Source organism: Spirillospora sp. NPDC047418 (assembly GCF_040643275.1).
Classification (GTDB): Bacteria; Actinomycetota; Actinomycetes; order Streptosporangiales; family Streptosporangiaceae; genus Spirillospora.
The window spans coordinates 36,565-63,541 of record NZ_JBEYTW010000033.1; the positions used below are offsets into that span (position 1 = coordinate 36,565).

A 26,977-nucleotide genomic window follows, 5' to 3' on the forward strand; every position below is an offset into this window, starting at 1 on the left:
GCCGCCGGGCGCGCCGCGTGCCGTCGATGAACTCATCGCCACCCCTTCGCCGTGGGGGAGGGATCCCCCGCACTCCCCGGTCCGCTCCGCTCGGGACGGTCGCGCCGGTCGATCTGCTCGGGGATGGCCTCTGCGTCGAAACCTACCGCTTCCGGGGTTTGTGCGGGCCGGAGCTCTCCGCCGTCCCGGAGGCCGTCTCGCAGGCCGTCCGGGAGGTGGTCCTCCGCGGCGAGCTCGGCCGCGGAGAGCGCGCGGGGGCTCTCCTCGACGGGACGAGGGCCCTCCAGGCCGTCCTCCACCACGCCCAGCTCGTTCAGCTTGCGCGCACTGACGAGCACGCGCGTCTCCAGGGAGCCGACCGTCCGGTTGTAGGACTTGACGGCACCGGTGAGCGCGCGGCCCAGTTCGTCGACGTGCTGGCCCATCGTGCCGAGCCGCTCGTACAGCTCCTTGCCCAGCTCGAAGACCGCACGGGCGTTCCGCGAGAGGGCCGCCTGCTGCCAGGCGTAGGACGCCGTCCGCAGCATGGTGATGAGCGTGGTCGGCGTGGCGATGTGCACCCGGCGGCGCATCGCGTACTCCAGCAGGCCGGGGTCGCGGTCGAGCGCCGGGGCGAGGAACGCCTCGCCGGGGATGAACAGGACCACGAACTCCGGCGCGGGGCTGAACGCCTGCCAGTACGACTTGGCCGCCAGGCGGTCGACGTGGTCGCGCAGATGGCGTGCGTGCGCGTCCAGCCGCACCGGATCGCCGCTCTCGGCGGCCTGCAGGTAGGCGGCCAGGGAGACTTTGGAGTCGACCACGATGCTCTTGCCGCCGGTCAGCCGCACCACCATGTCGGGACGCACCGTGCCGTCGGCCGTGACGGCGCTCGCCTGCTCGTCGAAGTCGCAGTGGTGCGTCATGCCCGCCAGCTCCACCACCCGGCGCAGCTGCAGCTCGCCCCAGCGTCCCCGCGCCTCGGGCCGCTGCAGCGCCCGGACGAGCGACTGGGTCTCGCGGCGCAGCTGGTCGGAGCTCTGCCGGACGAACTCGACCTGCCTGGCCAGCATCGCGTGCGACTCGCGGCGGCCCGTCTCCACCTCGCGGAGCTGCTCCTCGACCTTGGCGAGGGTCTCCTTGAGCGGCGCGACCAGGTGCTCGACGGCCTGCTCGCGGCGCTGCAGCTCGCCCGCCGCCTCGACCCCGGCGGCCTTGAGCCGCGCGTCCGCCAGCTCCAGGAACCGCTGGTTGCTCGCGTCCAGCGCCTTCGCGGACAGGCTCTCGAAGTGCTCGGCCATCCGGTCTTCGGCGTAGGCGAGCTTCTCCTCGGCCGCCCGCGCCCGCGCGATCAGCGCGCCGTGCCTGCTCGCCTGCCTGCTCGTCGCCAGCGCGTACCCGGCGACGGCGCCGAAGACGGCGCCGAGGAGCAGGCCGGCGAGGAGCGCGAGGTCCATCCGCTCATCGTGGCAGCGCGGCGGCGAAGCGCGACCGCGACGCGCCGATGCCCGGCGGACGCCGCGTTCCGGACATCCGGCGGGACGGACGGAGTTTCGCGGCGGTTTCACGGCAGCACGCGCGGCGGCACGCGCGGCGTACGAGGGGTCCCCGCGCGCTCATAGACTTGACCGCCGTGAGCCTCTCCATCGGAATCGTCGGGCTGCCCAACGTCGGCAAGTCCACCCTGTTCAACGCGCTGACCAAGAACGACGCGCTGGCCGCCAACTACCCGTTCGCGACCATCGAGCCCAACGTCGGCGTGGTCGGGGTGCCCGACCCGCGCCTGCACGCGCTGGCGGAGATCTTCGGCTCGCAGAAGATCATCCCGGCGACGATGGAGTTCCTCGACATCGCGGGCATCGTCAAGGGCGCGTCCGAGGGGCAGGGCCTCGGCAACAAGTTCCTCGCCAACATCCGCGAGACCAACGCGATCTGCCAGGTCATCCGCGCGTTCGAGGACCCGGACGTCACGCACGTGGACGGCGACGTCGCCCCGTCCCGCGACATCGAGACGATCAACACCGAGCTGATCCTGGCCGACCTCCAGACGATCGAGCGGGCCCTGCCGCGCCTCGACAAGGAGGCGCGCACCAAGAAGGACAAGGACAAGCTCGCCGTCGTCGACGCCGTCAACGCCGCGCAGAAGCTGCTGAACGACGGCGTCACGCTCTTCGCGGGCGCGGACAAGGCCGGCATCGACCTGGCGCTGCTGCGCGAGCTGCACCTGCTCACCGCCAAGCCGTTCCTCTACGTCTTCAACCTCGACGAGGGCGAGCTGACCGACGAGGCGCTGCGCGCGCGCCTGCGCGACCTGGTCGCCCCCGCCGAGGCGATCTTCCTGGACGCCAAGATCGAGGCGGAGCTGATCGAGCTGCCCGACGACGAGGCGCTCGAACTGCTGCAGAGCATGGGCCAGGAGGAGTCGGGCCTGTCGCAGCTCGTCCGGATCGGGTTCGGCACCCTCGGCCTGCAGACCTACCTGACGGCCGGGCCCAAGGAGGCGCGGGCCTGGACGATCCGCAGGGGCGCCACCGCGCCGGAGGCCGCCGGCGTCATCCACACCGACTTCCAGCGCGGCTTCATCAAGGCCGAGATCGTCTCCTTCGGCGACCTCGTCGACGCCGGCTCCATGGCCGCCGCCCGGACCGCCGGCAAGGTCCGGATGGAGGGCAAGGAGTACGTGATGCAGGACGGCGACGTCGTGGAGTTCCGCTTCAACGTCTGACGACCCCCGGCGACCGGCCTGCCGGGGTCTGACAACGGCCGTGACCAGTGTGATTTTGGCAACAGCGGGTCGCTTCGGGACCCATGGGGTCAGTGAGCTGGGCGTTTTGGCGTGAGATGTCGCGAATGTGACACATTGTCGGTTTCTTTCGGGAACAACCGGCGGCCGTTGCCGCGACCCGGTCACCAAGCAACAACCGAGTCGTGCCGCTTGTCCGAAACCTGGACCTGCGCACTCTTCGGAGCCTTGGATAGGGGATCGTCACCGTTTGGCAATCCTCCCCGTTCCTGCTGAGGTGGATTGCATTATCCACAACCGCGCGCCGGGGCTGTGCATCGCTGCGATGCGCTGGAACAATTGACGCCCGTGGTTACCCTGGGCCCGAGGTGGGTTCGGAAAAGCCACCGGAACACGACCAGGCAGCACAGGCAGCACGGGAGCGCGCCGACCGGGGGCGAGGCGCGAGCGGAGGCAGGATGGCTCGCAGGTCGGCCGCGGGACGCGGCCGTGACACCGCCGTAGTCGAGGAGACCGCGGCGCCCGGCCGGGCGCTCGCGTCCTCCGCCGACCCGTCGTGGGACCTGCCCGAGCCCCCCGGGCCCCGCGGCCGCGGCGGCCCGCGCGGCGGCCGCTGGGGCGGTTCCGGCGGCCGCTGGTGGGTGTGGGCCGGCCGCGCCGTGCTGTGGGCGCTGATCATCGTGGTCCTCGTCAACGGCGTCCGCGCCCCGTTCGAGCGGTTCACCGCCGACGACTCGTCCGGCGGCGGGGGCACCACCGCGGCCAAGCCGCCGAAGAGCGCCGCGTTCCCCAGCAGCGCCGCGGGCGCGTTCGCCCTCCAGTTCGCCAACGTCTATCTGAACTACGACCAGAAGAACGCCCCCGCCCGCGAGGCGCAATTGCGCACCTTCCTGCCCGACGGCGCCGACGCGCAATTCGGCTGGAACAGCGTCGGGAAGATGCAGGTGCAGTCCGTCCAGGTCGCCGGAGTGGACGCGCGGGACGCCCACAACGCGACCGTGACACTGCTCGCCCGCACCGCCGACCGGTGGCTGCGCCTCGCCGTTCCCGTGTACGCCGACACGAGCGGCTCCCTCGTCGTGTCGGCCCGTCCCGCACTTCTTCCCCCGCCGACCAAGGCCCAGCTCCCGCAGGGCGGCGTCGACGACCGCGACACCGCGCTGGAGAACGAGCTCAAGCCCTTCCTCGGCACCTTCTTCCAGGAGTACGCGACCGGCAACCAGGAGGCCCTGTCCCGGTTCTCCGACGGGACGACCATCGCCGGTCTCGCCAACTCGGTCACGTTCGTGCAGGTCAAGGAGGTCGTCGCGCCGAAGGGCCCCGACGGCGGGCGCACCGTCACCGCGACGGTGGTGTGGCAGCTCGCCGGGGGCGGCGGCGGTGAGCTGGAGCAGACCTACCAGCTCGCCATGGTCAAGAAGGGCACGACCTGGCTCGTGCGCGACATTCGCGGCACCACGGAACCGAACACGTCATGAGAGGCCGCGAATTGAACCGTCCAACCCCCGAATCCGCCGACCAAGGAAGGTAGTCAGTCGATGCTGCAACACCTCATGGCGTCGATTCCGTACGAAATCCTGGCGGACGACGAACTCAAGACCGACCAGCTCGCCGACTGGCTCCGCCAGATATTCGGCCCGCTGTTCCTCGTGATCGTCTCCATTGTGGCGATCTTCTTCCTGTTCACCCGCGAGATCACGCGCTTCGTCCAATTCATCGTGCTGGCGATCGGAATCGGAGTGGTCTTCTACGTGCCGAACATCATCGAGACGACGGCCAAGGCGATCGCCAAGGCCCTCGGTGTGGACGTCTCCTGATCGTCCGGGAGCGCAGTTAGGGGAGTAGGGGCGTGGATCTACCCACGTACACGAACATCTGGCGCATCGAGAAGCGGCTCTACAAGCTGTACGACCTGCGGCTGCCGATGCCGCTGCCGCTCGTCCAGATCGGCGTGTTCCTCGGCGTGTTCGTGCCGTGGATCCTCCTGCTCAGGCTCGTCGGCATCCCCTTCGAGTCGCCGTGGCACGTCCTCTACATCGTCCCGCCGGGCTTCCTGACCTGGATGGCGACGCGGCCGGTCATCGAGGGCAAGCGCCTCACCGAACTGCTGCTCTCGCACAGCCGCTACCTCGCCGAGCCGCGCACCTGGTGCCGCCTCACCCCGATCCGCGAACCCCGCGAAGTGGTGATCGTCGCCCGCGTGTGGCGCCGCGCCGAGGCCCCCGCCGCGATGGAGCGCGCCGCCGTCAAGGCCCACCGCAAGCGCCGCCGGGAGCCCGCGCCGACCCCCCTCCCGGCCCGCCTGCCCCGCCCCGCGGCGGCCGCGGCCCCGCCGCCCCTGGCCGACTACGCCGCCCAGGCCGCGGCGGCGCCGCCGAAGCCCTGGCGCCGCAGCACCCGCGACATCTCCCACGAGGACGACGTCCTGCCCGTCCCCGCCGAGGCGGAACGCCCCCCGGCGACCCCCCGCCTGGAGACCGCCGCGGGCTCCGGCAAGCGCGCCCTGGCCTCCGGCGTCCGCCGCCCGGGCGCCCCCGCCGAGTTCTGGCAGGCCGCCCCCGCCACCCGCCCCGACATCCCCCAGCAGAACCCGGCCGCCATCCGCCGGGCCGCCGAGGAGATAGCCAACGCCCCCGCCGACCCGCGGCAGGCGAGCGCTCAGCCCCCGCCGGCATGGGCAAACCCACCCGCCGCCCAGCCCCCCGGCGACCCGTCCGCAGCGCAGGCACCCGGTCATGCTCCGCCCTCCCAGGTTCCGGGCCCCGCGCCGAGCCGCCCCCAGCAGGCGGGCAGCCCGGCGACACCAGCGAGGCCACCGACCCCGCAGAAGCCCGCCGACCCGTCCGACGTGCGCGTAGCCGGCCGAGCCCCCGCACCGGGCTCTCAAGAGGCGCCCACCCACACCCCTGCCGCGAGCACCGAACGTCCGGCCCCCGCGACTGCGGCTGAGGCCACCCAGGAGCCGCGTACTCCAGCCGCCGGCGACCCGTCCGTAGTATGGGCGCCCGGTCAAGCATCGGCTTCTAGGGGTCCCGACACGCCGCCGGAGCAACAGCAACAGGCGAACGCTCAGCCCCCACCGACCGCCCAGACCCCCGGCAACACGCCCGAGGCGGGCGCGGCCGGACAAGCGCCCGCGCCCGGTTCTCCGGCCGAACGGCCCGCGGCCGCCGCGTCTGCGCCTGCGCAGCAGGACGCCCGAGAGCGGTCGCAGCAGGTGAGCGCTCAGTCTTCGCCGACGGCCCAGACTCCCGGCGACGCGCCCGACGTGCGAGTGGCCGGTCAAGCGTCCGTGCCTGGTTCTCAGGCCGGGCAGCCTGCGGCCGCTGCGTCTGCGCCTGCGGAGCAGGACGCTCGGGAGCGGTCGCAGCAGGTGAGCGCTCAGCCCCCGCCGACCGCCCAGACTCCCGGCGGCGCGCCCGACGTGCGGGGGGCCGGTCAAGCGTCCGCGCCTGGTTCTCAGGCCGGGCAGCCTGCGGCCGCTGCGTCCGGGCCTGCGGAGGCAGGGCGGGAGCGGCGTGTTCCGGGGGTGGGTGACTCGTCTGATGTGCGGGTTGCCGGACGCAAGGCGGTGGGTGCGCAGGGTGAGTCGCAGCAGGGCGAAGGGCGGCGGCCGGGCGAGGCGACGCCTCAGGTGCGCGTTCCGGCTGCTGAGCGTCCGGCCACTGAGCGGACGGCCGGGAACGCCGTGCCTCCGGTGTCCGGGGCGGGAGGCGCGGCCTCCGGGGAGGCGGGGGACAGGAGGGTCGCCGGGCCGCCGGTGCCGCCACCGTGGGCGCCGCCGCCCGCGACGCGGCCGGACGTGCCGGTGGTGCCCGGGGCGTTCGGGGCGCAGGGCGGGCAGCCGCCGGCGCCGCGCCGGGAGCCGCCCAAGCCGTGGTCGGAGGGGCTGTCCAGGCCGATGCGGCCCGCGGCCGAGGGGGCCGCGGCGCCGCCCGCGCCGCCGACTCCGGTGCCCGAGCCCGCGCCGCCCGTGGAGGAGCAGGCGCCGCCCAGGGAGGTGCGGTCGCAGCCGGCGTCGCCCGTCCGGCCGCGTCCGCTGCCGCCGCCGCCCGCGCCGCCGCCGTCCGGGCCCGCGATCACCCCGCCGGGGCCCGAGCACGAGGTCACGAGCGGCGGGCTGCGGCGGCTCATCCACGCGGTCGGCGGCGGGCACGGCGAGGTCGACGCCGAGTACCAGCAGCGGCTCCAGCAGCCGTTCCACGGGACGCGGCACGTGGTCGTGCTCGGGTGCACCGGAGGCGCCGGGCAGACCGTCACCGCGCTGATGCTGGGGCACACGTTCGCGCAGCACAACGGGGAGCCCGTCGTCGCGATCGACGTGAACCCCGGGCCGGGTGCGCTGGCGCGCCGGACGCGCAGCGACACCAACGAGACGCTCACCGGGCTCATCACGCGCGCCGATCAGGTCGGCAGCCTCACGGCCATGAGGCGGTACACGTCGCAGGCCAAGTCGGGGCTCGATGTCATCGCGGCGGGCAAGAACCCGCTGCAGGCGCTCGACGACCGGGACTACGCGCTGGCGATCCGGACCATCGACCGGTTCTACTCGGTGACGCTGCTGGACGCGGCCGCCGCGGTCGTCGCGCGGGTGCTGCCCTACGCCGACCAGATCGTGCTGGTCGCCCCGGCCAGCGCGGACGCGCCGCGCGCCGTCGCGATGACGTTCGAGTGGCTGGACGGCCACGGCTACGAGGAACTGCGGTCCCGCGCGGTCACCGTCATCAACGGGGTGAGCCGCCGCAGCATGGACGACGTCGAGCAGGCCGAGGCCGTGGCGCGCGGGCGGTGCCGGGCCCTGGTGCGCATCCCGTGGGATGATCACCTGAGCATGGACCGCGCCCCGCGCAACGAGCTGAAATCGCTGCGGACGCCGACGCGGCGCGCCTATCTCGCCCTCGCCGGTGTGGTCGCCGGTGGCTTCACCGTCATGCCCGAGCGTTACCAGGAGCTTCAGCAGGAGCAGGAGGCCACCCGATGAGCGCCCCTCGCGGGCATCGAGCGGAGACCGCGGTGAACCCGGCGTCCCTGGCGGACGCGCCTGACGTTCATGACCGTCCGGACCGCAAAGACTCTCCCGGGCAGCCCTGCGCGGCCGCCCGTCCGACGGGAGAATCGATGAGCGCCGCCCACCCCCGGACGCCCGCCGGGGACGGGCGGCGCGCACCGGTCGGAACCGACGGCGGGAGGACGGCATGAGCAAGTCCAGCCGGCTGGCCGTCCGGTACTTCGACGACAGGGTGCTGTTCACCGACAACGCCGCCTGGGCGTACTTCCGCCTGCCGACGGTGACGTACGAGTTCACCACCGGTGAGGAGCGCGAGGCGCTCGCCACCAACATCACGATCGCGCTCGCGGGCATCCGGATGCAGGACGCCGAGGTCCACCTGCGGATCGCGCACCGGACGTACCCGGCCGCGGAATGGGCGCTCGCCCTGGACCGGACGTCCGACGGCGGCGCCGGGTGGCGGGAGTACCTGGAGGAGACCTACGCGCACGTCTGGGCGAAGGACTTCTGGACCAAGGAGGTCTACCTCGGGGTGCGGCTCGGGCCGCGCGGCATGGGCGCGCACCTGTCGGGCGGGGTGCTGTCGCAGATGCTGGGCTTCTACAAGCGCAGCGAGAACGTGCTGGGCGTGCACGACGACGCGATCGACAAGAAGGAGATCGCGCGCTGGACGGAGCAGGCCGAACGGGTCGGGCGCGCGCTCGGCGGGTCCGCCCTCTACGCCCGGCACGCCACCTCGACCGAGGTGGCGTGGCTGTTCCAGCACGCGGTGACGGGGTCGCTGGCCGATCCGCCGCCGTCCGCCGTCGCGCGCAGGACGTGGGGCAAGGGCGAGATCGAGTCGCTCGTCGAGGGCGCCATCCACAACGGGCGCTCCTACCTGCGGATCGAGCAGCCCAACTTCACGGGCGCGGGCGGCAGCGCCACCGCCCAGTCGTATGTCGCGTACCTGTCGTTCGCCCGGTTCCCGGACATGATGCCGTTCCCGGACGGCGAGCCCTGGCTCCACTACTCCGACGCGCTTCCGTTCCCGGTGGAGATCAGCGCGCGGATGAAGCTGATCCCGCCGGCGAAGGCGTCCAAGGACGTCTCGCGGAAACTCGCGCACGCCCGCGACATGGACCAGCACATCCGGGAGGCGGGCGCGGAGGCGCCGATCGCGCTCGCGGAGCAGATCGACGCCGCCCGGATGCTGGAGCACGGCATCACCAAGGAGCGGCTGCCGTTCGTGTACGGGTGGCACCGGCTGATCGTGTCCGCGCCGACCGAGGAGCTGCTCGCCCGGCGGGTGGACGCGGTCGTGGAGCACTACCGCGACATCGGCATCGACGTCGTCAACTCGACCGGCGACCAGTTCTCGCTGTTCCTGGAGTCGCTGCCGGGCGACCAGATCCGGCTGAACGCCTACGCGCAGCGGCAGCCGCTGCGGACGATCGCGGGCGGCATGCCCATCGCGACCGTCGACCTCGGCGACCGTCCGGACGACGAGCAGGAGGGCTGGATCGGCCCCTACATCGGCGAGACGCTCGGCCGGGCCCGGTCCATCGTGCACTTCGACCCGCTGGTCGCGGCGGCCCGGAACCGTCCGACCGCGGTGGCGATCACCGGGGAGCCGGGCGGCGGCAAGACCACGCTCGCGCTGCTGCTGATCTACCAGATGGCGCTGCGCGGCGTGACGATCGCGGCGATCGACCCGAAGGGGGACGCCGAGTCGCTCGTCCAGCTGCTGAAGTCGCGGGGGCGCAGGGCGCGCATCCTGCCGCTCGGGTCGGCCGCGCCCGGCCTGCTCGACCCGTTCTCGTTCGGCGACGACCTCGCCACGATGAAGACGATGGCGACCGAGACGCTGCGGCTGCTGCTGCCGCGGATGTCGGAGGAGCGCGAGTCCGCGATGATCCAGGCGGTCGGCGCGGTCGCCAACGCGGAGCGGCCGTCGCTCGGCCGGGTCGTCGACCATCTGGAGGCGTCGCAGGACCCCGCGTCCAAGAACCTCGGCGCGGTGCTCCGCTCGATGTCGGAGATGAAGCTCGCGCGGCTGTGCTTCGACCCGTCCGGCGGGGAGCGCATCGACACGCAGGGCTGGACGACCGTGTTCACGCTCGGCGGCCTCACCCTGCCCGACGTCACGATCCCGCGGGAGGACTACTCCTACGAGCAGCGGCTGTCGGTGGCGCTGATGTACCTGGTGTCGCAGTTCGCGCGGCGGCTCATGCACGGCCTCGACCGCCGGGTGCCCAAGGCGATCTTCCTGGACGAGGCGTGGGCGATCACCTCGACACCCGAGGGCGCGAAGCTGGTGCCGGAGGTGTCCCGCATGGGACGATCCCGGAACACCGCCCTGATCTTGGTCTCCCAGAACGCGGGGGACCTGCTGAACGAACAGGTGACGAACTGCCTGTCGTCGGTGTTCTCGTTCCGTTCCACCGAACGGGTCGAGGTCGGCAACGTCATGTCGCTGCTCGGCGTCGAGGCGTCCGACGAGCACAAGGCCGTGCTGCGCAACCTCGGCAACGGCGAATGCATCTTCCGTGACCTCGACGGCCGAGCGGGGCGTATCGGCGTCGACCTGATCTCCGAGGAACTGCAGCGTTGGCTGGACACCAACCCGACCCGGTCCCGTCCGGGCGCGTCCGAACTCACCGTGCCGGGGGCCGAGGTCGAGGAGGTCAGTCGATGAGGGGTCCCCGCGACCGGACGAACGCGCGCCTGCAGCGCTCGCCCGGCGAAGGGCTCGACCGCGCGGTCCTGGACCGCCCAGGCCGCCGCCGGCGCCTCCGGCCGCGTCCGCGCACCCGCCGCTCGGTCCTCGTGATGCTGGTGGCGGCGATCTTCGTCGTCCTCCTGTCGCCGATGGCGAGTGCGGGGCCGTTCTCCCCGAACAGCCCGTGCCGGCCGGCCGACAGCCCCGCCCCCGAGGCGTACGGGTCCGGGACGGACGGCATGATCAAGCCGCCCGACTACCCGAACGAGAAGCTGCAGAAGACCTCCGTCGAGCAGCTGACGTACTACGACCGCTACGGCATGGCCGGGCAGACCTGGTACGCGGTCGACATGGACTGCTCGGACGCGATGGCGCTGATGGGCAACGCCCTCGCCAACACGACGTTCACGATCGTCCGGACGGTCGACCGGACGACGATCAGCGTCTACCAGGCCGCCGCGTCGGACTCGCTGCTCGGCTGGCTCAAGGACACCGTCGACGGCGTCATCAGCAACATCGGCAAGACGTTCAACGCGCGCTACTGGTCGTGGGTGGTCATCCTCGGCGCGATGTGGCTCGCCTGGTGGGGGCTGGTCCGCAAGCGGGCGAGCAAGGTCACCGAGGGCGTGATCTGGATGGTCGCCGCGATGGTGGCGCTCATCTGGCTGGTCGCGCGCCCCGCCGACTTCACCACGCTCGGGACGAAGACGTCGGAGGCGACGAGCGCCGCGTTCAACGCGGCGCTGCCGCAGAGCGACACCAAGGGCGGGACGTGCATACCGAGGCCGGACGGCAAGCCCGATCCGGCGACCTCGCAGAACCTGGACGCGACGACCCGCAACGCCAACGGGCTGTGGGTGGCGCTGGTCTGCAAGCCGTGGCTGCAGGGCGAGTTCGGCACGACCGACCCCAACGCCAAGATCGTCAAGGAGAACGCCGACAAGCTGCTGTGGTCGCAGGCGGTCGATCTGCCGGAGACCTACGGCGGCAACAAGGTCGACCTCGGCAAGAAGGCCGACGCCTACAAGGACGTCACGAAGAACATCAAGGACAACTACCCGCAGACGTATGCCCTGTATCAGGGCAAGAACTGGCAGAACCGGCTGGCGGTCGCGTTCGGCGGCCTGTTCGCGGCGCTGGTCGCCGGGCTGCTCATCATGGTCATCGCGATCGCGCTGATCGTCGTGAAGATCGCGTTCCTGCTGCTGCTCGTCGCGGGGCCGATCTTCCTCGGGATCGGGATACATCCGGGCATCGGACGGGTCATCGCCGTCCGATGGCTCGAACTGCTGCTGTCGATGCTGCTCAAACAGGCGGCGCTGATCGGTGTGCTGTCGCTGCTGCTGTGGGCGTACAGCCTGATCCTCGGTGAGACGCTGCCGTGGGGGCTCCAGGTCCTGCTCATCGCGCTCGTGACGTTCGCGGCGTTCATCTATCGCAAGCCGTTCCAGCACCTGTTCTCCGCCGTCGGCTACTCGGCGGTCGGGTCGCGGGAGAAGAGCGAGGCCCAGCTCAACAAGTCGGTCGCGGAGGCGCGCCGGAGCACCACCGGGGTCGCCGGCGCGGTCGTGCCGGGCGCCGCCGGGTACCGGCTGGCCCGGTGGGCGAAGCGCGAGGCGGCGTCCGAGGGCGTGGCGCCAGCGGCGCAGGGCGATGTCACGCCCGGCACCGCGGTCGCCGTCGCGGACCGGCGGGCGGCCGCCGGGACGGGCGAGGGCCCGTCGCCGGAGGAGGCGCCGGTGCTGGCGGCGAAGCCGCGCGGCGCGGGCGGCGCGGGCGGTGCCGTGGCGGCCTCACGGGGACGGTCCAGGCGCGGCGCGCCGCCGCTGAACCTGCCGACCCGCGCGGGCGCGCGCGGCGACGGGCGGACGGACGGCGGGACGGCGGCCGACCGGCCGGGCGGCGTCTCGGTGGCGAAGGGCGGCGGCGGTGCGGGCGCTGGAGCCGCGGCCGGCGGCGGGAAGCCGTCGTCCGGCACGGGTCCGGGAGCGGGCACCGTCCGGCCGACCACCTGGTCGGGACGCGGCGGCAACGGCGGCGGCGTCAGCGGCGGTGGTGGTTCCGGCGGCGGCTCGGGCGGTTCCGGTGGCGGTAACGGCGGTGGGTCCGGCGGTGGCGGCGGCTGGTTCGGCGGCGCCGGACGCTCGGGCGGCTCGGTGGAACGCGGCCGAGGCCGCTCCGGAGGCGGCTCGAGCGGCGGTTCCGGCGGTTCCGGCGGTGGTTCCGGCGGTGGGTCGCCTGCGGCGAATGTCCCCAGGCAGCGCGGCGGTTCCGGCGGCGGCGGCTCGTCCAGCGGGAACGGGACACCGCCGGCGCAGAACCCGGGCGGGCGGCGGCAGCCCCCGCCGCTGTGGGGCCGGCGCGGCTCCGAGGAGAGCCCGCCGATCCCGTTCTGGCTGCGCCCGGTCGACCGTCCGTCCGGTGAGTCCGGCGGGGACGACCGGTGAACCTGAACGACCGCCGGCGCAAGCTCCTGTTCGCGGGGCTCGTGGTCGTGCTCGCCGTCGTCGGCATCTACCTGACCGTCGCCTCGCCCGACCACGGCGGCGAAGACCGGGAGGCGAGGCCGAGCGCCACGCCGACGGCGGGCCCGCCGGGCCCGCAGTCCCCGCCGCCCGGCATCCAGAACGCCGTGAACCCGGGCGATTTCGACATCTACCGGCTGCTGCCGTTCTCCCGGCAGGAGTTCGCCACGGCGGCGGACATGGCCCAGCGGTTCGTCGCCGCCTACGGGACGTACCGCTACGACGAGACCCCCGAGACCTACATGGGCCGCCTGTCCGGCCTGGCCACCGACGACCTGACCCGGCAGCTCGGAGGCGACGCCGCGACGCCGGGCCTGGTGGAGGAGCGCCGCCGCGAGCAGGTCGTCGCGCAGGGCTCGGCGTCCGTCGACCAGGTGCGCACCATCGAGAACAACTCGGTCATCTTCCTGGTGACGGGCCGGCAGCAGCTCACCAAGGGCGGCAAGGACACTACCGACAGCAAGCAGTACGCGGTGACCGTCGCGCGCGACGGCGGCTCGCTGAAGGTGTACTCGTTCGCGCCCGCCGACGCCGGCCAGGCGGGTGACACCGGATGAGCCCGCGCCGGTTGCTGTTCGCGGGCGGCCTCGGTGCGGCCGCGACGCTGTTCGTCGCGCTGGTGTTCGTCCCGATCCTGTTCGGCGCGAGCCAGTTCATGTTCGGCGGCGGGATCGGCGGCGGCGGGAACTGCGTGGACGTCGCCGGCGCCGACGCCCAGCCCGCCGCGGCGAACGACGCGAAGGCCGTCCCCGCGAACTACCTGAAGCTGTACGAGGAGGCGGGCAAGAAGTACGGCATCCCGTGGAACGTGCTGGCCGGCATCGGCAAGGTCGAGACCGACCACGGCCGGTCCTCGCTCCCCGGCGTCGGCAGCGGGGAGAACTACGCGGGCGCGGGCGGCCCGATGCAGTTCCTCGCCGCGACGTTCACGTCGTTCGGCGTCGACGGGAACAAGGACGGCAAGAAGGACCGCTACGACCCGGCGGACGCGATCCCCTCGGCGGCCGCCTACCTCAAGCACAACGGCGCCCCGCAGCGGATGAAGACGGCGATCTTCCAGTACAACCACTCGTCGGACTACGTCGACCTCGTCCTCGACTGGGCGAAGCGCTATGCCGGCGGCGAGTTCAAGGTCGTCCAGGCGAACGGCGTCAACTGCGACGACAACGAGCTGCCCGCGAACATCGGCGACCTCGTCGAGCAGATCATCCAGTTCGCGATGGCGCAGCGCGGCAAGCCGTACGTTTTCGGTGCGAACGGCCCGGACGCGTGGGACTGCTCCAGCCTCATCCAGGCCGCCTACCGGCAGGTCGGCCTGAACCTCCCGCGGACGACGTTCCAGCAGTGGCCCTTCGGCGAGAAGATCGCCAAGGGCAAGGAGCAGCCCGGCGACCTGGTGTTCTTCAACTCCGGCCCGGGAACGTCTTCGGACAATCCGGGCCATGTCGGGATGGTCATCGGCAAGGGCAAGATGATCGTGGCGTCCTGCTCGACGTGCGTGCCCGCGATCGGCGTGAAGACCTACAAGCGGTCGGACTGGGTCGGCGTGACCCGCCCGCTCGCGCGCCCCGACTTCAAGAAGAAGGTCGGCGAACTGGCCGCCCGCCGCTCCTGAGCCGCGGGGGAGTACGCCGGACCCGCCGTCGACGCGTCGGGGAACGTCGGAGTGACGTGGCATGCTGATCAGCGTGGAGTCCGAGATGACGATCCGCGTGGCCGGCGAACTGCTGATGTTCCTGCCCGCGACCCGGCGGGAGGCCGTGAACCGGGTGCCGTGCGACGGGACGTCCACGCTCGGGCATCTCGTGGAGTCGCTCGGCGTGCCGCTGCCCGAGGCCGGTCCGATGACGATCGGCGGCGCCCGCGTCGAACCGTCCGTCCGCCCGGAGGCGGGCGACGAGGCGCAGGTGGCGGCGGTGCCGCGCCCCCAGGCCGTCCCGCTCGACCCGGGCCGGGACGCGCCGCGCTTCCTGCTGGACGTCCACCTCGGCACCCTGGCGCGGCGCATGCGCCTCCTCGGCCTGGACACGGCCTACCACAACGACATGGACGACCCGGCGCTCGTCGTCCAGGCCAACGCGGAGCGCCGCGTCCTGCTCACCCAGGACCGCGGCCTCCTGCGGCGCCGGGCGCTGTGGTTCGGCGCCTACGTCCGCGGCTCCCGGCCGGACGACCAGCTCCGCGACCTGCTCGACCGGTTCGCGCCCGTCCTGCACCCGTGGACCCGCTGCACGGCCTGCAACGGCGAGCTGGTCCCGGTCGACAAGAGCGAGGTCGAGAGCCGCCTGGAGGCGGGGACGCGCCGCAACTACGACGTCTACGGCCGCTGCGCCGACTGCGGGCAGGTCTACTGGCGCGGCGCGCACGGCGGCCATCTGGAGGAGATCGTCCAGGACGCGACGCGGCTGGCCGACGCCGCACGGGGCGAGCGCGGCCCGCGGGCCGCCGTGACGGAGAGGGGCTGATCGCGATCGATCTCGTGGTCGTGGGTGCGGCGATCATCGCGGACGGACGGCTGCTCAGCGCGCAGCGGGCCGAGCCGCCGCACATGGCGGGCGGCTGGGAGCTGCCGGGCGGAAAGGTCGATCCGGGCGAGTCGGACGAGGACGCCCTGGTCCGCGAGTGCCACGAGGAACTGGCGATCAAGGTCCGGCTGCGCCGCCGCGTCGGCGGCGACTGGCGCCTGAGCGAGAAGGCGGTCCTCCGCATCTGGACGGCCGAGATCATCGAGGGAGAACCCCGGCCCCTGGAACACCTGGCCCTACGCTGGCTGGCCCCGCACGAGCTCTACGAGGTCGCCTGGCTCCCCGGCGACCGCCCCGTCATAGACCAACTCGCCCAAGAGGGCCTGACCTAGCCCCCCAGACGCCCACGACCGGAGCCCGGAACGGGCGGGCCGGCGTGTCCAACGACATCAACCGGCGCAGCAACCACGCAACGACCCAAGCGTCGCGATCGCGACCGAAGGCAGGTTCGAGCGGAGCGAGAACCTGATCGCGCAGCGAGCCGCCAGGCGAGTCGGATGCGATGCAGCGATCGCACGTGTTCTTCGACGATGGAGGGCCGCCAGGCCCGAAGGAGGAGAAAAATACCAAAAAAACGCCGGGGGCTTCCTACCGCGCCGCAGGAAGCCCCCGACGATCGAGGGGCCGCGTGGGAGGGCCGGTCAGGAGATGCGGTTGGCGCCCGCGTAGTCGGAGCGGTCGGAGAGCTTGGAGATCTTCACCACGTCGCCGGTCTGCGGGGCGTGCAGGTACTTGCCGTCGCTGAGGTAGATGCCCATGTGGTGGAGGTTGCCGCCGAAGTAGACCAGGTCGCCGGAGCGGAGCGCGCCGCGGGACACCTTCGTGCCGAGCTGGTACAGGTCGCCGGTGTAGTGCGGGAGGCCGGACCTGCCGACCTGGGCGTAGGCCCAGACGACGAGGCCGGAGCAGTCGAAGCTGCTCGGGCCGGCGGCGGCCCACACGTACGGGGAGCCGATCTTGCCGTACGCCTTGCGGGCCATCTTGGCGGGCAGGCCGGAGCCCTTGATCGTCGCGCTGAGGCCGGTGCGGGGGTCGCGGGCGCTCGTGGTGGTCAGCTTGTCGAGGCGCTTCATCACCTCGGTGACCTTGGCCTTGGCGTCCGCGCGCGCCTTCTTGGCGTCCTCCCAGGCCTTCTGGACCTGCGCGGTCTTGGCCTCGGCGGTGCGCTGCGCGGCCTCGGCCCGGTCGATCTGCTTCTTCAGGGCCTGGACGGCGGCGGCCTGGTTCTGGGTGAGGTAGGCGCGCTCGGACAGCCCCTCCGGGGAGCCGTCGGCACCGAAGATCGCGTCGGGGGCGCCGGCCATGTAGGTGGCGGCGGCCATCCGCCCGAGCTGCTCGCGGGCCGGGCCGGCCTGGGCGCGCAGTGTCTCCGCCGCCCTGGTGGCGTCCCGCTGGGCCTTCTGCGCAGCCTTCCAGTCCACCCGCGCCTTGTTGAACTTCTCGGTGAGGATCTCGGCCTCTTCGTTCAGCGCGTCGAGGCTCTTGCGCAGGCCCTGCTCCGTGGTCGGGGTGGGGGTCGGCGCGGTCGCGGCCGCGGTGAGCGCGAACGGTCCGGCGGCGTGCGCGGCGACGGGCGCGGTGGCGCCGAGGCCGATCAGGAGCATGGTGGCCGCGGTGGCGGCGGGCGCGACGCGGCGCCGCCGGTGGGGGTCCGGTGCCAAGCCGGTGTTCTCCTCTCCTCGCGCGCCTACCGGGTTAGCTGACGGGTTCGGGCCAGGAGTCGCCCTACGGCGCGCGCTCGCGGCGGGCGCCGATTCACCCCAGGGAGGTGGGTCCCCGGTTCTCCCGGCGTGCGGGAGATTCGGCGTTCCGGACGCAGCCCCGGGGGGTGGGGCTTCGGACGACCGGATCTCGGGAAGATTACAAAGGATCGGCAAAGTACGCGAATCGGGGCCCGTGTGAAGCCCGCTGACGGGTGTGACGGACGCGCTCGGGATGGGCGGCGCGCGGCGGCGCGTAGAATGGAGTGCTGCCGTGGTTCTGCGGCGTCTCCCTGAAATCTCACACAAGGTAACCCGCATGCCCATCTCCACGCGCGACGACCTCCGTAACGTAGCGATCGTCGCCCACGTCGACCACGGAAAGACGACGCTGGTCGACGCCATGCTCTGGCAGTCCGGGGCCTTCCGCGAGAACCAGGACGTCGACGACCGCGTCATGGACTCCAACGACCTGGAGCGCGAGAAGGGCATCACGATTCTCGCGAAGAACACGGCCGTCCGGCACAACGGGCTGACGATCAACATCATCGACACGCCCGGCCACGCCGACTTCGGCGGCGAGGTCGAGCGCGGGCTGTCCATGGTGGACGGCGTCGTCCTGCTGGTGGACGCCAGCGAGGGCCCGCTCCCGCAGACCCGGTTCGTGCTGCGCAAGGCGCTCGAGGCGAAGCTGCCGGTGATCCTGGTCGTGAACAAGACCGACCGTCCCGACGCCCGCATCGACGAGGTCGTGGACGAGACGTACGAGTTGTTCATCGACCTCGACGCCGACGAGGAGCAGATCGACTTCCCGATCGTGTACGCCTCCGGCCGGGCCGGGCGGGCCTCGCTCGACAAGCCCGCGGACGGGGAGATGCCGGACTCGGCCGACCTGGAGCCGCTGTTCACGGTCATCACCGACACGATCCCGGCGCCGTCCTACGACCCGGACGCGCCGCTGCAGGCGCACGTGACGAACCTGGACGCCTCCAGCTACCTCGGCCGGATCGCGCTGTGCCGGGTGCGCGCCGGGACGATCAAGAAGGGCCAGCCGGTCGCCTGGTGCCGGCACGACGGCAGCATCGAGAAGGTGAAGATCACCGAGCTGCTGATGACGGACGCGCTCACCCGCAAGCCCGCCGACGACGCGGGCCCGGGCGACATCATCGCCATCGCCGGCATCCCGGACATCATGATCGGCGACACCATCGCCGACCCCGACGACCCGCGCCCGCTGCCGCTGATCACGGTGGACGAGCCCGCGATCTCGATGACGATCGGCACCAACACCGGGCCGATGGCGGGCCGCGAGAAGGGCACCAAGGTCACCGCCCGCATGGTCAAGGACCGGATCGACCGCGAGCTGGTCGGCAACGTGTCGATCAAGGTGCTGCCGACCGAGCGCCCGGACGCCTGGGAGGTGCAGGGCCGCGGCGAGCTGGCCCTCGCGATCCTCGTCGAGAACATGCGCCGCGAGGGCTACGAGCTGACCGTCGGCAAGCCGCAGGTCGTCGCGAAGACCATCGACGGCAAGAAGCACGAGCCGGTCGAGCGGCTCACCGTCGACATCCCCGAGGAGCACCTCGGCGCCGTCACGCAGCTGATGGCGGTCCGCAAGGGCCGCATGGAGCACATGACGAACCACGGCACCGGCTGGGTCCGGATGGAGTTCCTCGTCCCGGCCCGCGGCCTGATCGGGTTCCGCACCGAGTTCATGACCGAGACGCGCGGCACCGGCATGGCGCACCACGTCTTCGAGGTCTACGAGCCCTGGTTCGGCGAGCTGCGCACCCGGCCGTCGGGCTCGCTGGTCGCCGACCGGTCCGGTGTCGCGACCGCGTACGCGATCACGAACCTGCAGGAGCGCGGCACGTTCTTCGTCGGGCCGACCACCGAGGTGTACGAGGGCATGATCGTCGGGGAGAACTCCCGCGCCGACGACATGGACGTCAACATCACCAAGGAGAAGAAGCTCACGAACATGCGGTCGTCCACCGGCGACGAGCTGGAGCGGCTCACCCCGGCGCGCCTCCTGTCGCTGGAGGAGGCGCTGGAGTTCTGCCGCGAGGACGAGTGCGTCGAGGTGACGCCCGGGAACGTCCGCATCCGCAAGGTCGTGCTGGACGCCAAGGAGCGCGAGCGCACGCGCGCCCGCACCAAGCGCGCCGGGTAACGGCCCCGCCGCCGCGTGAAAGAGGCGGCCCCGCGGTTCTCGGAACCGCGGGGCCGCCTTCTCACGTGCCGTTACTTGAGCTGGACGGTCCCGGTCACGTCGGCGGCCAGGCGGAGCTGGTCGCCGTTGCGGAGCGGCGCCTCGACGCCGCGGGGGAGCCGCTCGCCGTTGACGAACGTCCCGTTGGTGGAGCCCTCGTCCCGCACCCAGGCCGTGCCGGACGGGTCGAGCCAGACCGTCGAGTGGCGCCGCGACACGTTGTCGTACTGCGTGAACGTGGCGGCGACCGGCGACTGGCCCACGTCCCGGCCGAGCACGAGGTGCTGGCCGACGGACACCTTCAGTTCACCGGTCGGGAACTGCAGGCGCAGGACGGGCGTGCCCTGCTTGGGCAGCGGACGCAGGCACGAGTCGCACTGCGCGGCGCCCGGGTTGCTCAGCACCGCCTCGCAGTACGGGCACATGAACGCCGTGCTGTCGGGGGCGGGGGGACGCTGGCCCTGGTTGTGGTCGGGCGGCAGCAGCGTCGCCTCGCGGCCGTGCGGCGGCAGCGGCGGCTGGCCCCCTTGCTGGGGCGCCCCGTGTTGGGGTGCGCCGTGTTGGGGTGCCCCGTGCTGGGGTGCGCCGTGCTGAGGCTGACCGTACTGGGGCGGCGGGCCGCCGAACTGGTGGTCGGCCGGGGGCTGCGGTGCGCCGTACTGGTCCTGCGGGGCCCCGTACTGGTCCTGCGGAGCGCCGTACTGATCTTGCGGCGCGCCGTACTGGTCCTGCGGAGGCGGCTGGGGGGCGCCGTACTGGTCCTGCTGCGGAGCACCGTACTGGTCCTGCGGGGGCGCGCCGTACTGGTCCTGGGGCGGCTGGTACTGCTGCTCGCGCTGCGGCGGCGCACCCCACTGGTCCTGCTGCGGCTGGGGCGGCCCCCACTGGTCCGCGGGAGGCTGCTGCTGGTGCTGCTGCATCGGCGGCTGGCCCCCCTGCTGGGGGGAGCCGTGCTGCGGCGCGCCCTGCTGGCCGCCGTGCGGGGGCTGGCCGTACTGCCCCGGCTGGCCGTGCTGGTCCTGCCCCTGCGGGGGCAGGGGCGCACCCCAGGCGTCCGGCTGCTGCTGCGGCTGCGGCGCGCCCCACGGGTCCTGCTGCTGGCCGGGCTGGCCCGGCTGCTGGTGCTGCGGGGCCTGCTGCCCGTACGGGTCGTGGGGCTGCTGCGGCTGCCCGTACTGCTGCTGGCCGCCGTACTGGTCCTGGCCGCCGCCGTACTGGTCCTGGGGACCGCCGTACTGGCCACCCGGCCCCGGCGGCGGGGGCACCCGCGGCGGCTGCTGGTCGTCGTACCCGCCCGGCCCCTGCCGGTGGGCGCCGCCACCGCCGCGCGCCAGGTTGGCCCCGCAGTTCATGCAGAGCAGGTCGCCCTGCTGGTGCGGCTCGCCGCAGACAGGACAGTTCAAGGTCGCCATGACACATCCCCCGAGCGCACGCCGGCGCGGTCGAGCCTCGACGTCAGGTGCTCCATGTCACCCCTTCGCGGGATCCCGATGTAGTACACCCGCCTTCCCTCCGGCCCTTCGTCCACGGACACCTGTACTCGGGGCCCTGTTCCTTCTCCAGTCTCGCCGACACCGGCCACTGCCCCGTACCGCTCGCGCCCCAGCGGGGACAGCGGCACGACACGCTGGTTGGCCGACCCCCTCCAGAGTAGGGAGCCGTTCCCCGAGTGTCGCCCCCCGGGATTCAACCGGTCGACGTACGGTCCCGTGATGACGGCATCGCACATGTCGAGGATCTCGCGCGTCTCACCGCTGCGGGAGAGCCGCGAGTAGGCATATCCGCTGTAAACCAATATGTCCAACTCAATCGTCTCACGGCCTGGTTTGTCCTGCCACGCTCGGACGCCGCGCAGCAGGGCCGCCAGCGCGGCCGGCTGCTCGAACGGCTCACCACCGGAAATGGTCACTCCGTCCACCGGTCCGGGCAGGGACGCGAGCCATCCTAAAACGGTCGCGACGGGCACCGCGCGGCGCGGGTCGGGATCCCAGGTGTCCCTGGACAGGCAGCCGTGGCAGTGCAGCGTGCAGCCCTGCGTCCAGATGCCGGCGCGCGTTCCGGGGCCGAGTGTGGTCACGGGGTAGTGCGCCTTGGCGAGCAGCAGGGCCGGGCCGGTCACTGGAGGTCCAGATGGACGATGCTTCCCTCGCGCCGGATGCCCGTCACCGTGACCTTCTCGTCCGGCACCAGTTCGCGGTCGAACAGCGCGCGCGCCAGCGGGTTGACGAAGTGCGACTCCAGCGCCATGCCGATGCCGCGGCCGCCCTTGTCGAGCTCCTCCGTGCACCACGCGCGCAGCGTGGTCAGCGCGTCGCCCTTCACGGCGAGGGAGAGCCGGTGCTCCTCGGTGACCCGGCGGCAGATGTTCGCGAACTGCAGGTCGAAGATCTTGTGCGCGGCCTCGGCGGAGATGAAGTCGAACACGACGATGTTGTCGCCGAACCGGTTGAGCAGTTCCGGCCGGTTGAGGACCTCGGTGAAATGGTCGGCGACCGCGCCCTTGATGCGCTGCTCGACCTCGTCGTACGACATTCCGGGTGTGATGTTCTGCACACGGTCGGGCGCCGCGTACGGCGACGCGTCCCGCGTCGTGAGATCGCGGCCCGGGACGTACATCCCGAGGTTGGAGGTGAAGATCAGGATGGACTCGGAGAAGTGGACGGTGTTGCCGCGCCCGTCGGTGAGCCGGCCGTCCTCCAGGATCTGCAGGAACTTGTCCAGGATCCGCGGGTGCGCCTTCTCGATCTCGTCGAAGAGGATCACCCGGAACGGGTCCTCCCGGACGGCGTTGGTCAGCTCGCCGCCCGCCTCGTGCCCGACGTAGCCGGGCGGCGACCCGATCAGCCGGTCGCCGGACCCCTCGCCGGAGAACTCGCTCATGTCGAAGCGCAGGTAGGCCGACTCGTCCCCGAACACGAGCTCGGTGATCGCCTTCGCCAGCTCGGTCTTGCCCGTGCCGGTCGGGCCCGCGAAGAACAGAACGCCGCGCGGCCGGCTGCCGGACCGGGTCGCCTGCGCGCCGGACAGGCCGAGCACCGCCCGCTTCAGTATGTCCAGGGTCTTGGTGACGGCCTGCGGCTGCCCGATCACCCGCTCCGGGACGCGCTCCTCGCCCTCCAGCACCCGGCGGCGCAGATGGCCGCGGCTCCACGGGTTGTCGAGCACGCCGAGCTTGTAGGTGCGGACGGCGTCCGGCAGGTCGGTGATGCCGACGCCCCGCTCCTTCGCCAGCCGGGTCACCTCGATCATCGACTGCAGGGTGAGGCCGTCGGCCTGCTCGGCGAACGCGTCGCAGGCCGCCGCGGCGGCCTCGTCGCCGCCGACGTCGGTGACCCCGAACGCGCGGGCCAGCAGCCGCGCCGTCTCCTGCCGGTCGCCGAGATGCGGGCGCGGGATCGTGATCTCGCGGACGTTCTCGTTGTCGGCCGTCAGCCACGGCGGCAGGTCGCCGGGCCGCTCCACCAGCCACAGCACCGGGTTGTAGAGCGGCTTCGGCCGCGCCCCCGTCACCCGGACGGGCCGGGCGGTGCGCGACAGCTTCGCGCAGAACCGGAAGAAGTCGCGCTCGGCGGGCTCCAGGTCCGTCGGGGTGCGGGCGATCCGCGACGCCGAGTCGATCACGAACGCGGCGCGGACGTCCTCCTTCGGCCGGGCCACCCCGGCCAGCAGCCGCGTCAGGCCCTCCAGGGACGGCTTCTCGTCCGGCTTGATCTTGCCGAGCAGGCGTTCGGCGTCCCGCGCCGAGTCGTCGTCACCCCCCGGGATGATCTGCATCCCGTCCACCGGGTCGTACACGGCCATGAACGACGCGCCGCTGGTGCGCAGCGCCTCCCACAGCAGGGCCCGCAGCGGCAGCAGCCCCGTGGGCGCCCCGCCCTCCTCCGGCGGCGTGAGGAAGCTGTCGTACAGGTTTCCCGACAGGACGTACTGGGAGTGCACCGAGAGGGTCGCGTCCAGCTCCCGGACGAACGGCGGCCAGCCCTGCAGCCGCCCCCCGAGAGTCGGCGATTCAATGCTCATCTGCGCTCCCCCATGGAGGAAGGACCTGGTCCGCTCCGCTCATCTGGTGCGACCCACCCCATTCCCCACCATTCCGACGTCCCCCGGCATCTCAGTTATGACGCTCGCGGTGCCGCTCGCGTTGCCCGGCACGCCCCCTAGTCTGCCGTGGCCGCGCCGAAACCGGCAGCTCACGCACCCCGGGCTCCAGCCGCCAGGCGACGTCCGAGCGGATCCCCGCGTCCGCCAGGCGCTCCCGCGCGGCCTCGAACGCCTCGCACCACTCCTGCTCCCGCTCGGCGTCCAGCCGCCGGTCGTCCTCGCTCTCGGCGGGCCGCTCCCGCACCATCGACGCGCGGACGTGCGCGGCGTCGTCCACCCGCATCCGGACGCTGTGGTCGGGCCAGGTGCCCTTCGTCAGCGTCACGGTGCCGTCCTCGGCCGTCAGCGTCTCGAACCCGGCGTGGACCTCGTACCCCATGTCCTCGAACGCCCCGGTGATCGAGTCGAGGACGTACCTGCGCTCGGCCTCGGCCTGCTCGGCGGCGTCGCGCTCGGCCGCCAGCCGCCGCTCCTGCGCCCGCTGCTCCTCGGTGCGCTGGTTGGCGGCCTGGATCCGCAGCCGCACCTCCTGCAGGACGCCCTCGGCCTCCTCCGCCGTCCCGGCCCCGGCGAGCAGCCCGGCCGCCTCGGCCACGGCCCGCTGCTCGGCGTCCGCCGCGTCCGGCAGCAGCCGCGTCATGATGCGCCGCAGGTCGCGCCGGACGTCGTCGCCGGCGGGCGGGGGCGCGTCCCGAGCCGCGGTGTCCGCGGTGAGGCCCTCGGCGGGCACGCCGAAGATCTGCGTGCTGACCTGGGAGGCGAGATGCTCCGACAGCTGCCGCTCGGCCTCGTCCAGCGCCCGGTCGGTGGCGGCGCACCAGGCGGTCAGCTCGCCGGGGGTCTGCTCGCCCGGCGTCCACCGCGCGGGCAGCGCGACCTCCGCCCCGATCTTCGCGCGGGTCTCGGCGAGCGCCGCGATGCGCGCGTTGCGGTCCACGACCTCGCGCAGGGCGCGCTCCTGCGACTCGACCTCGGCGAGCGCCGCCGCGCGCGCCTCGGCCCGCCCGGCGGCGAGCGCGGCGAGGGCCTGCGCGCCCTGCCCGGCCAGCCCGGCGCCGCGTCCGAGCACCCGGTTCATGCCGAGGCTGAGCACCACCGCCGCGTCCAGCGCGATGTCCGCGTCGATCCCGCTGCTCACGAAGTGCCTCCGATCGTGCGCGCCTGCCGCCAGCGGTGCAGCCGCACCCCCGCCGCGGCGGCGTGCGCGGCGGACGCGGCGATGAGGACCAGGACCCACAGCACGCTCGCGATGGACGTCAGCGCCGCGAGCAGCAGCAGGAGGAGCAGCAGCGGGACCGTCACGGCCAGCAGCATGAGGCCGCAGCCGCGCCGCCCCGTCCGCTGCGCGGCGCCCGACATCGTCTGGGACGCCTTCGAGAACCCGCGACCGCTCGCGTTGAGGACCCCCGACAGCATCGACCAGGGCCCGTAGGGGAGATAGTCCTTGCCCTGCGCGCGCGCGAGCAGCACCTCACTCCCGCACTGCACCGCCCAGGCGAGCACCGACACGACGGCCAGCGCGCCGAACGGGATGCCCGACGAAGAGCTGTGCAGGCCGACGGACGCGGTCCCCTCGTCGTCGCCGCCGAACAGGGAACCGACCACCCAGCTGCCGGCGAGCCAGAAGAACAGCAGCGGCAGCGTCCACAGGACGGCCCTGACCGCGGCGGCACCGCGCCCGGCGAGCCGCAGCCGCTCCCGCTCCGCCCACTGCGCCTTCAACGCCTCGTCGCGCTGCTCGGCGGTGTGCCGGTCGCGCGCCCGGGACTCGCTCTCCGCGACGGCCTCCGGCGCGGCGCGCGTCACCGCGAGGAGCCGCAGCGGATCGTCGCCCGCGCCGTCGGCCATCCAGGCGAACCACGGCACCGGATGCGGCACCGCCTCGCGCGCCCGCGCCGCGCCCTCCTCGATCAGCCGGTGCGCCTCCGCCGGACGCGCCGCCAGCGCGAGCAGCGCCAGCAGCACCGCGGGCGGCTCCTCCGCCCCGGCGTCCGGCAGCCGCCGCGCGACCCCCGCCGGCATGGCCTCCTGCTCGCGCAGCCAGCGGACGAGGTCGTCCCAGGCCGCCACATGGGCGCGCCACCGGTCATCGATCCGGGCCAGTTCCTCGGCGCCCTCGAAACCGGCGAGCACCCGCAGCAGATGGTGGTCCCACAACGCCCGCCCGATGAGGACGGCGGTGCGGTGGTCGGGGTGCCGGTGATCACCGGCCAGCGCGGCGAGGCCCGGCAGATCGCCGGCGGTGACGCGGCGGCCGAGGAGATGCGGCGGAAGAGCCGGATCCAGCCAGCGCACCAGGTGCAGCAGCTTCACGTCCGGCGGCAGCCTCGTCATGAGGTAGCCGTCGACGAGACCTATGCGGCTGTCGTCGGGGACGTCCGCGAGCCACTCGCGCAGGCTCCGCCATGCCTCGCCGGACTCGCCGCGCCCGAAGAAGTACTGCGCGGCGTGATCCCAGTTCTCGACGAGCGCGCGGGCCAGTTCGTCCCTTCGCGCATAGCGGCGGCCCTTGAAGGGGAGCCCAGTGCCGGTCTCGGCTTGCGCGCTCTCCTCCGCGACCGGCGGCGAGCCTCCGTCCAGCCACTCCTGGACCTGCTCGCCCGTCCACCTCTTGCGCGGATCGCGGGTGAGCAGTCCGCGGCACAGCATCCGCAGCCTCGGGTCCGCGACGTCGTCGGCGCTGACCGCGCGCGTCGCCAGATGGTCGACGACCACGGTCTCGCTCAGCCCCTGGAACGGCGCCCGCCCCGTCGCCAGCTCCCGCACGATCATGCCGAGCGACCACCAGTCGCGCGCCGGCGACACCTGCCCCGACAGCGACTCCGGCGCCGCGTACGCCAGCGTCCGCGACGACGACGCGAACACCACGCTCTGGTCGAGGACCTTGCTCAGCCCGAAGTCGGCGATCACCAGCCGCAGCGGCGCGGCCGCCATCACCAGGACGTTCTCCGGCTTGAGGTCCCGGTGGACGATCCCGGCCCGGTGCAGCGCGCTGAGCCCCGCCGCGAGCTGCGCCGCGGCCTCGCCGACCGCCGCGTCGCCGAGCGGCCCCTCCTGCATCAGCGCCCGCAGGTTGCCGTCCGGCACGTAGGGGGTGACCTCGTAGTCGCGGCCGTCCGCGTGCCCGGTCTCCAGGATCCGCAGGACGTTCGGCGAGTCGAGCGCGGGGAGCTTCGCCCACACGTCCCCGTCGGCGCGGTAGCCGCGGCGGAAGATCTTCACCACGTACGCGTCGCCGGCCGCGTCCCGCACCAGCAGCAGATCCGACTCGGCGCCCTGCACCGGCAGCTCCGCGACCGTCGCGTACCGCTCGGCGAGCACCGCCGGCAGCCGCATCAGCGAATCGCCGCCGCCGGCCGCCGCTCCGTCCCGCGCCGTCTCCCCGGCCGCCCGCGGCCCGGGCACCCGCGCCCCGTCGCGCCGCGTCGCCCCGGCGTCCCGCCGCGTCTCCCGCGGCGGCGTGCCGTCGAACTCGCCCACCAG

At 72.9% G+C, this 26,977-nt stretch carries 18 protein-coding genes and 1 riboswitch; of the genes, 11 read left to right on the forward strand and 7 right to left on the reverse strand.

Annotated features, from left to right (window positions below):
- Positions 1–32: 32 nt before the first annotated feature.
- Complete coding sequence (locus ABZ806_RS21545; RefSeq protein ID WP_500219117.1) at positions 33–1,436, reverse strand: DNA recombination protein RmuC; 1,404 nt, start codon at positions 1,434–1,436, stop codon at positions 33–35.
- Positions 1,437–1,612: 176 nt separating this feature from the next.
- Here ABZ806_RS21545 and ychF point away from each other — a divergent pair, with 176 nt between their 5' ends.
- The 10 genes from ychF to ABZ806_RS21595 all read left to right on the forward strand — a co-directional run bounded on the left by ychF (position 1,613) and on the right by ABZ806_RS21595 (position 15,813).
- Entirely contained in the window at positions 1,613–2,704 is a 1,092-nt protein-coding gene (ychF, locus tag ABZ806_RS21550) for a redox-regulated ATPase YchF (protein WP_500219118.1), read from the forward strand.
- Between the two features lie 476 nt (positions 2,705–3,180).
- Positions 3,181–4,200: a conjugal transfer protein gene (locus ABZ806_RS21555; protein WP_500219119.1), complete on the forward strand. Its 1,020-nt coding sequence runs from the start codon at positions 3,181–3,183 to the stop codon at positions 4,198–4,200.
- 60 nt (positions 4,201–4,260) lie between these two features.
- Positions 4,261–4,539 carry a hypothetical protein gene (locus ABZ806_RS21560; protein WP_131943116.1) on the forward strand — a complete coding sequence of 93 codons (279 nt, stop codon included), beginning with the start codon at positions 4,261–4,263 and terminating at the stop codon, positions 4,537–4,539.
- Between the two features lie 32 nt (positions 4,540–4,571).
- Complete coding sequence (locus ABZ806_RS21565; protein ID WP_500219120.1) at positions 4,572–7,703, forward strand: TcpE family conjugal transfer membrane protein; 3,132 nt, start codon at positions 4,572–4,574, stop codon at positions 7,701–7,703.
- 214 nt (positions 7,704–7,917) lie between these two features.
- Positions 7,918–10,407, forward strand: coding sequence for an ATP-binding protein (locus tag ABZ806_RS21570; protein ID WP_500219121.1), 2,490 nt, complete (start codon positions 7,918–7,920; stop codon positions 10,405–10,407).
- Positions 10,404–12,878 carry a type IV secretion system protein gene (locus tag ABZ806_RS21575; protein ID WP_500219122.1) on the forward strand — a complete coding sequence of 825 codons (2,475 nt, stop codon included), beginning with the start codon at positions 10,404–10,406 and terminating at the stop codon, positions 12,876–12,878. Before ABZ806_RS21570 ends, ABZ806_RS21575 begins: the two co-directional genes overlap by 4 nt.
- Positions 12,875–13,513, forward strand: a complete 639-nt coding sequence (locus ABZ806_RS21580; RefSeq protein ID WP_500219123.1) for a hypothetical protein — start codon at positions 12,875–12,877, stop codon at positions 13,511–13,513. The genes ABZ806_RS21575 and ABZ806_RS21580 overlap by 4 nt, the downstream gene beginning before the upstream one ends.
- Positions 13,510–14,571 (forward strand): C40 family peptidase, encoded by a 1,062-nt coding sequence (locus ABZ806_RS21585; protein WP_500219124.1) that lies wholly within the window; start codon positions 13,510–13,512, stop codon positions 14,569–14,571. The genes ABZ806_RS21580 and ABZ806_RS21585 overlap by 4 nt, the downstream gene beginning before the upstream one ends.
- Positions 14,572–14,632: 61 nt before the next feature.
- On the forward strand, positions 14,633–15,421 hold the full coding sequence (locus ABZ806_RS21590) for a Mut7-C RNAse domain-containing protein (protein WP_500219125.1): 789 nt from the start codon (positions 14,633–14,635) through the stop codon (positions 15,419–15,421).
- Between the two features lie 5 nt (positions 15,422–15,426).
- Entirely contained in the window at positions 15,427–15,813 is a 387-nt protein-coding gene (locus ABZ806_RS21595) for a (deoxy)nucleoside triphosphate pyrophosphohydrolase (RefSeq protein ID WP_500219154.1), read from the forward strand.
- A 309-nt stretch (positions 15,814–16,122) separates the two neighbouring features.
- Here the strand turns inward: ABZ806_RS21595 and ABZ806_RS21600 are convergent, their stop codons facing one another.
- Complete coding sequence (locus ABZ806_RS21600; protein ID WP_500219126.1) at positions 16,123–17,142, reverse strand: C40 family peptidase; 1,020 nt, start codon at positions 17,140–17,142, stop codon at positions 16,123–16,125.
- Between the two features lie 7 nt (positions 17,143–17,149).
- Positions 17,150–17,298: riboswitch (cyclic di-AMP (ydaO/yuaA leader) on the reverse strand.
- A 202-nt stretch (positions 17,299–17,500) separates the two neighbouring features.
- On the opposite strand from ABZ806_RS21600, the gene typA reads away from it, so the two are divergent.
- Positions 17,501–19,354 carry a translational GTPase TypA gene (typA, locus tag ABZ806_RS21605; protein WP_500219127.1) on the forward strand — a complete coding sequence of 618 codons (1,854 nt, stop codon included), beginning with the start codon at positions 17,501–17,503 and terminating at the stop codon, positions 19,352–19,354.
- A 71-nt stretch (positions 19,355–19,425) separates the two neighbouring features.
- On the opposite strand, the gene ABZ806_RS21610 is transcribed toward typA, so the two are convergent.
- The 5 genes from ABZ806_RS21610 to ABZ806_RS21630 form a co-directional block, all read right to left on the reverse strand.
- A complete protein-coding gene (locus ABZ806_RS21610; RefSeq protein WP_500219128.1) occupies positions 19,426–20,805 on the reverse strand; it encodes an FHA domain-containing protein in 1,380 nt (459 codons plus the stop codon).
- Positions 20,793–21,512, reverse strand: a complete 720-nt coding sequence (locus ABZ806_RS21615) for a 4Fe-4S single cluster domain-containing protein (RefSeq protein WP_500219129.1) — start codon at positions 21,510–21,512, stop codon at positions 20,793–20,795. Before ABZ806_RS21615 ends, ABZ806_RS21610 begins: the two co-directional genes overlap by 13 nt.
- Entirely contained in the window at positions 21,509–23,413 is a 1,905-nt protein-coding gene (locus tag ABZ806_RS21620) for an AAA family ATPase (RefSeq protein WP_500219130.1), read from the reverse strand. Before ABZ806_RS21620 ends, ABZ806_RS21615 begins: the two co-directional genes overlap by 4 nt.
- 91 nt (positions 23,414–23,504) lie before the next feature.
- Positions 23,505–24,632, reverse strand: a complete 1,128-nt coding sequence (locus tag ABZ806_RS21625) for a response regulator receiver protein (RefSeq protein WP_500219131.1) — start codon at positions 24,630–24,632, stop codon at positions 23,505–23,507.
- Positions 24,629–26,974, reverse strand: coding sequence for a serine/threonine-protein kinase (locus tag ABZ806_RS21630; RefSeq protein ID WP_500219132.1), 2,346 nt, complete (start codon positions 26,972–26,974; stop codon positions 24,629–24,631). Before ABZ806_RS21630 ends, ABZ806_RS21625 begins: the two co-directional genes overlap by 4 nt.
- Between the last annotated feature and the right edge of the window lie 3 nt (positions 26,975–26,977).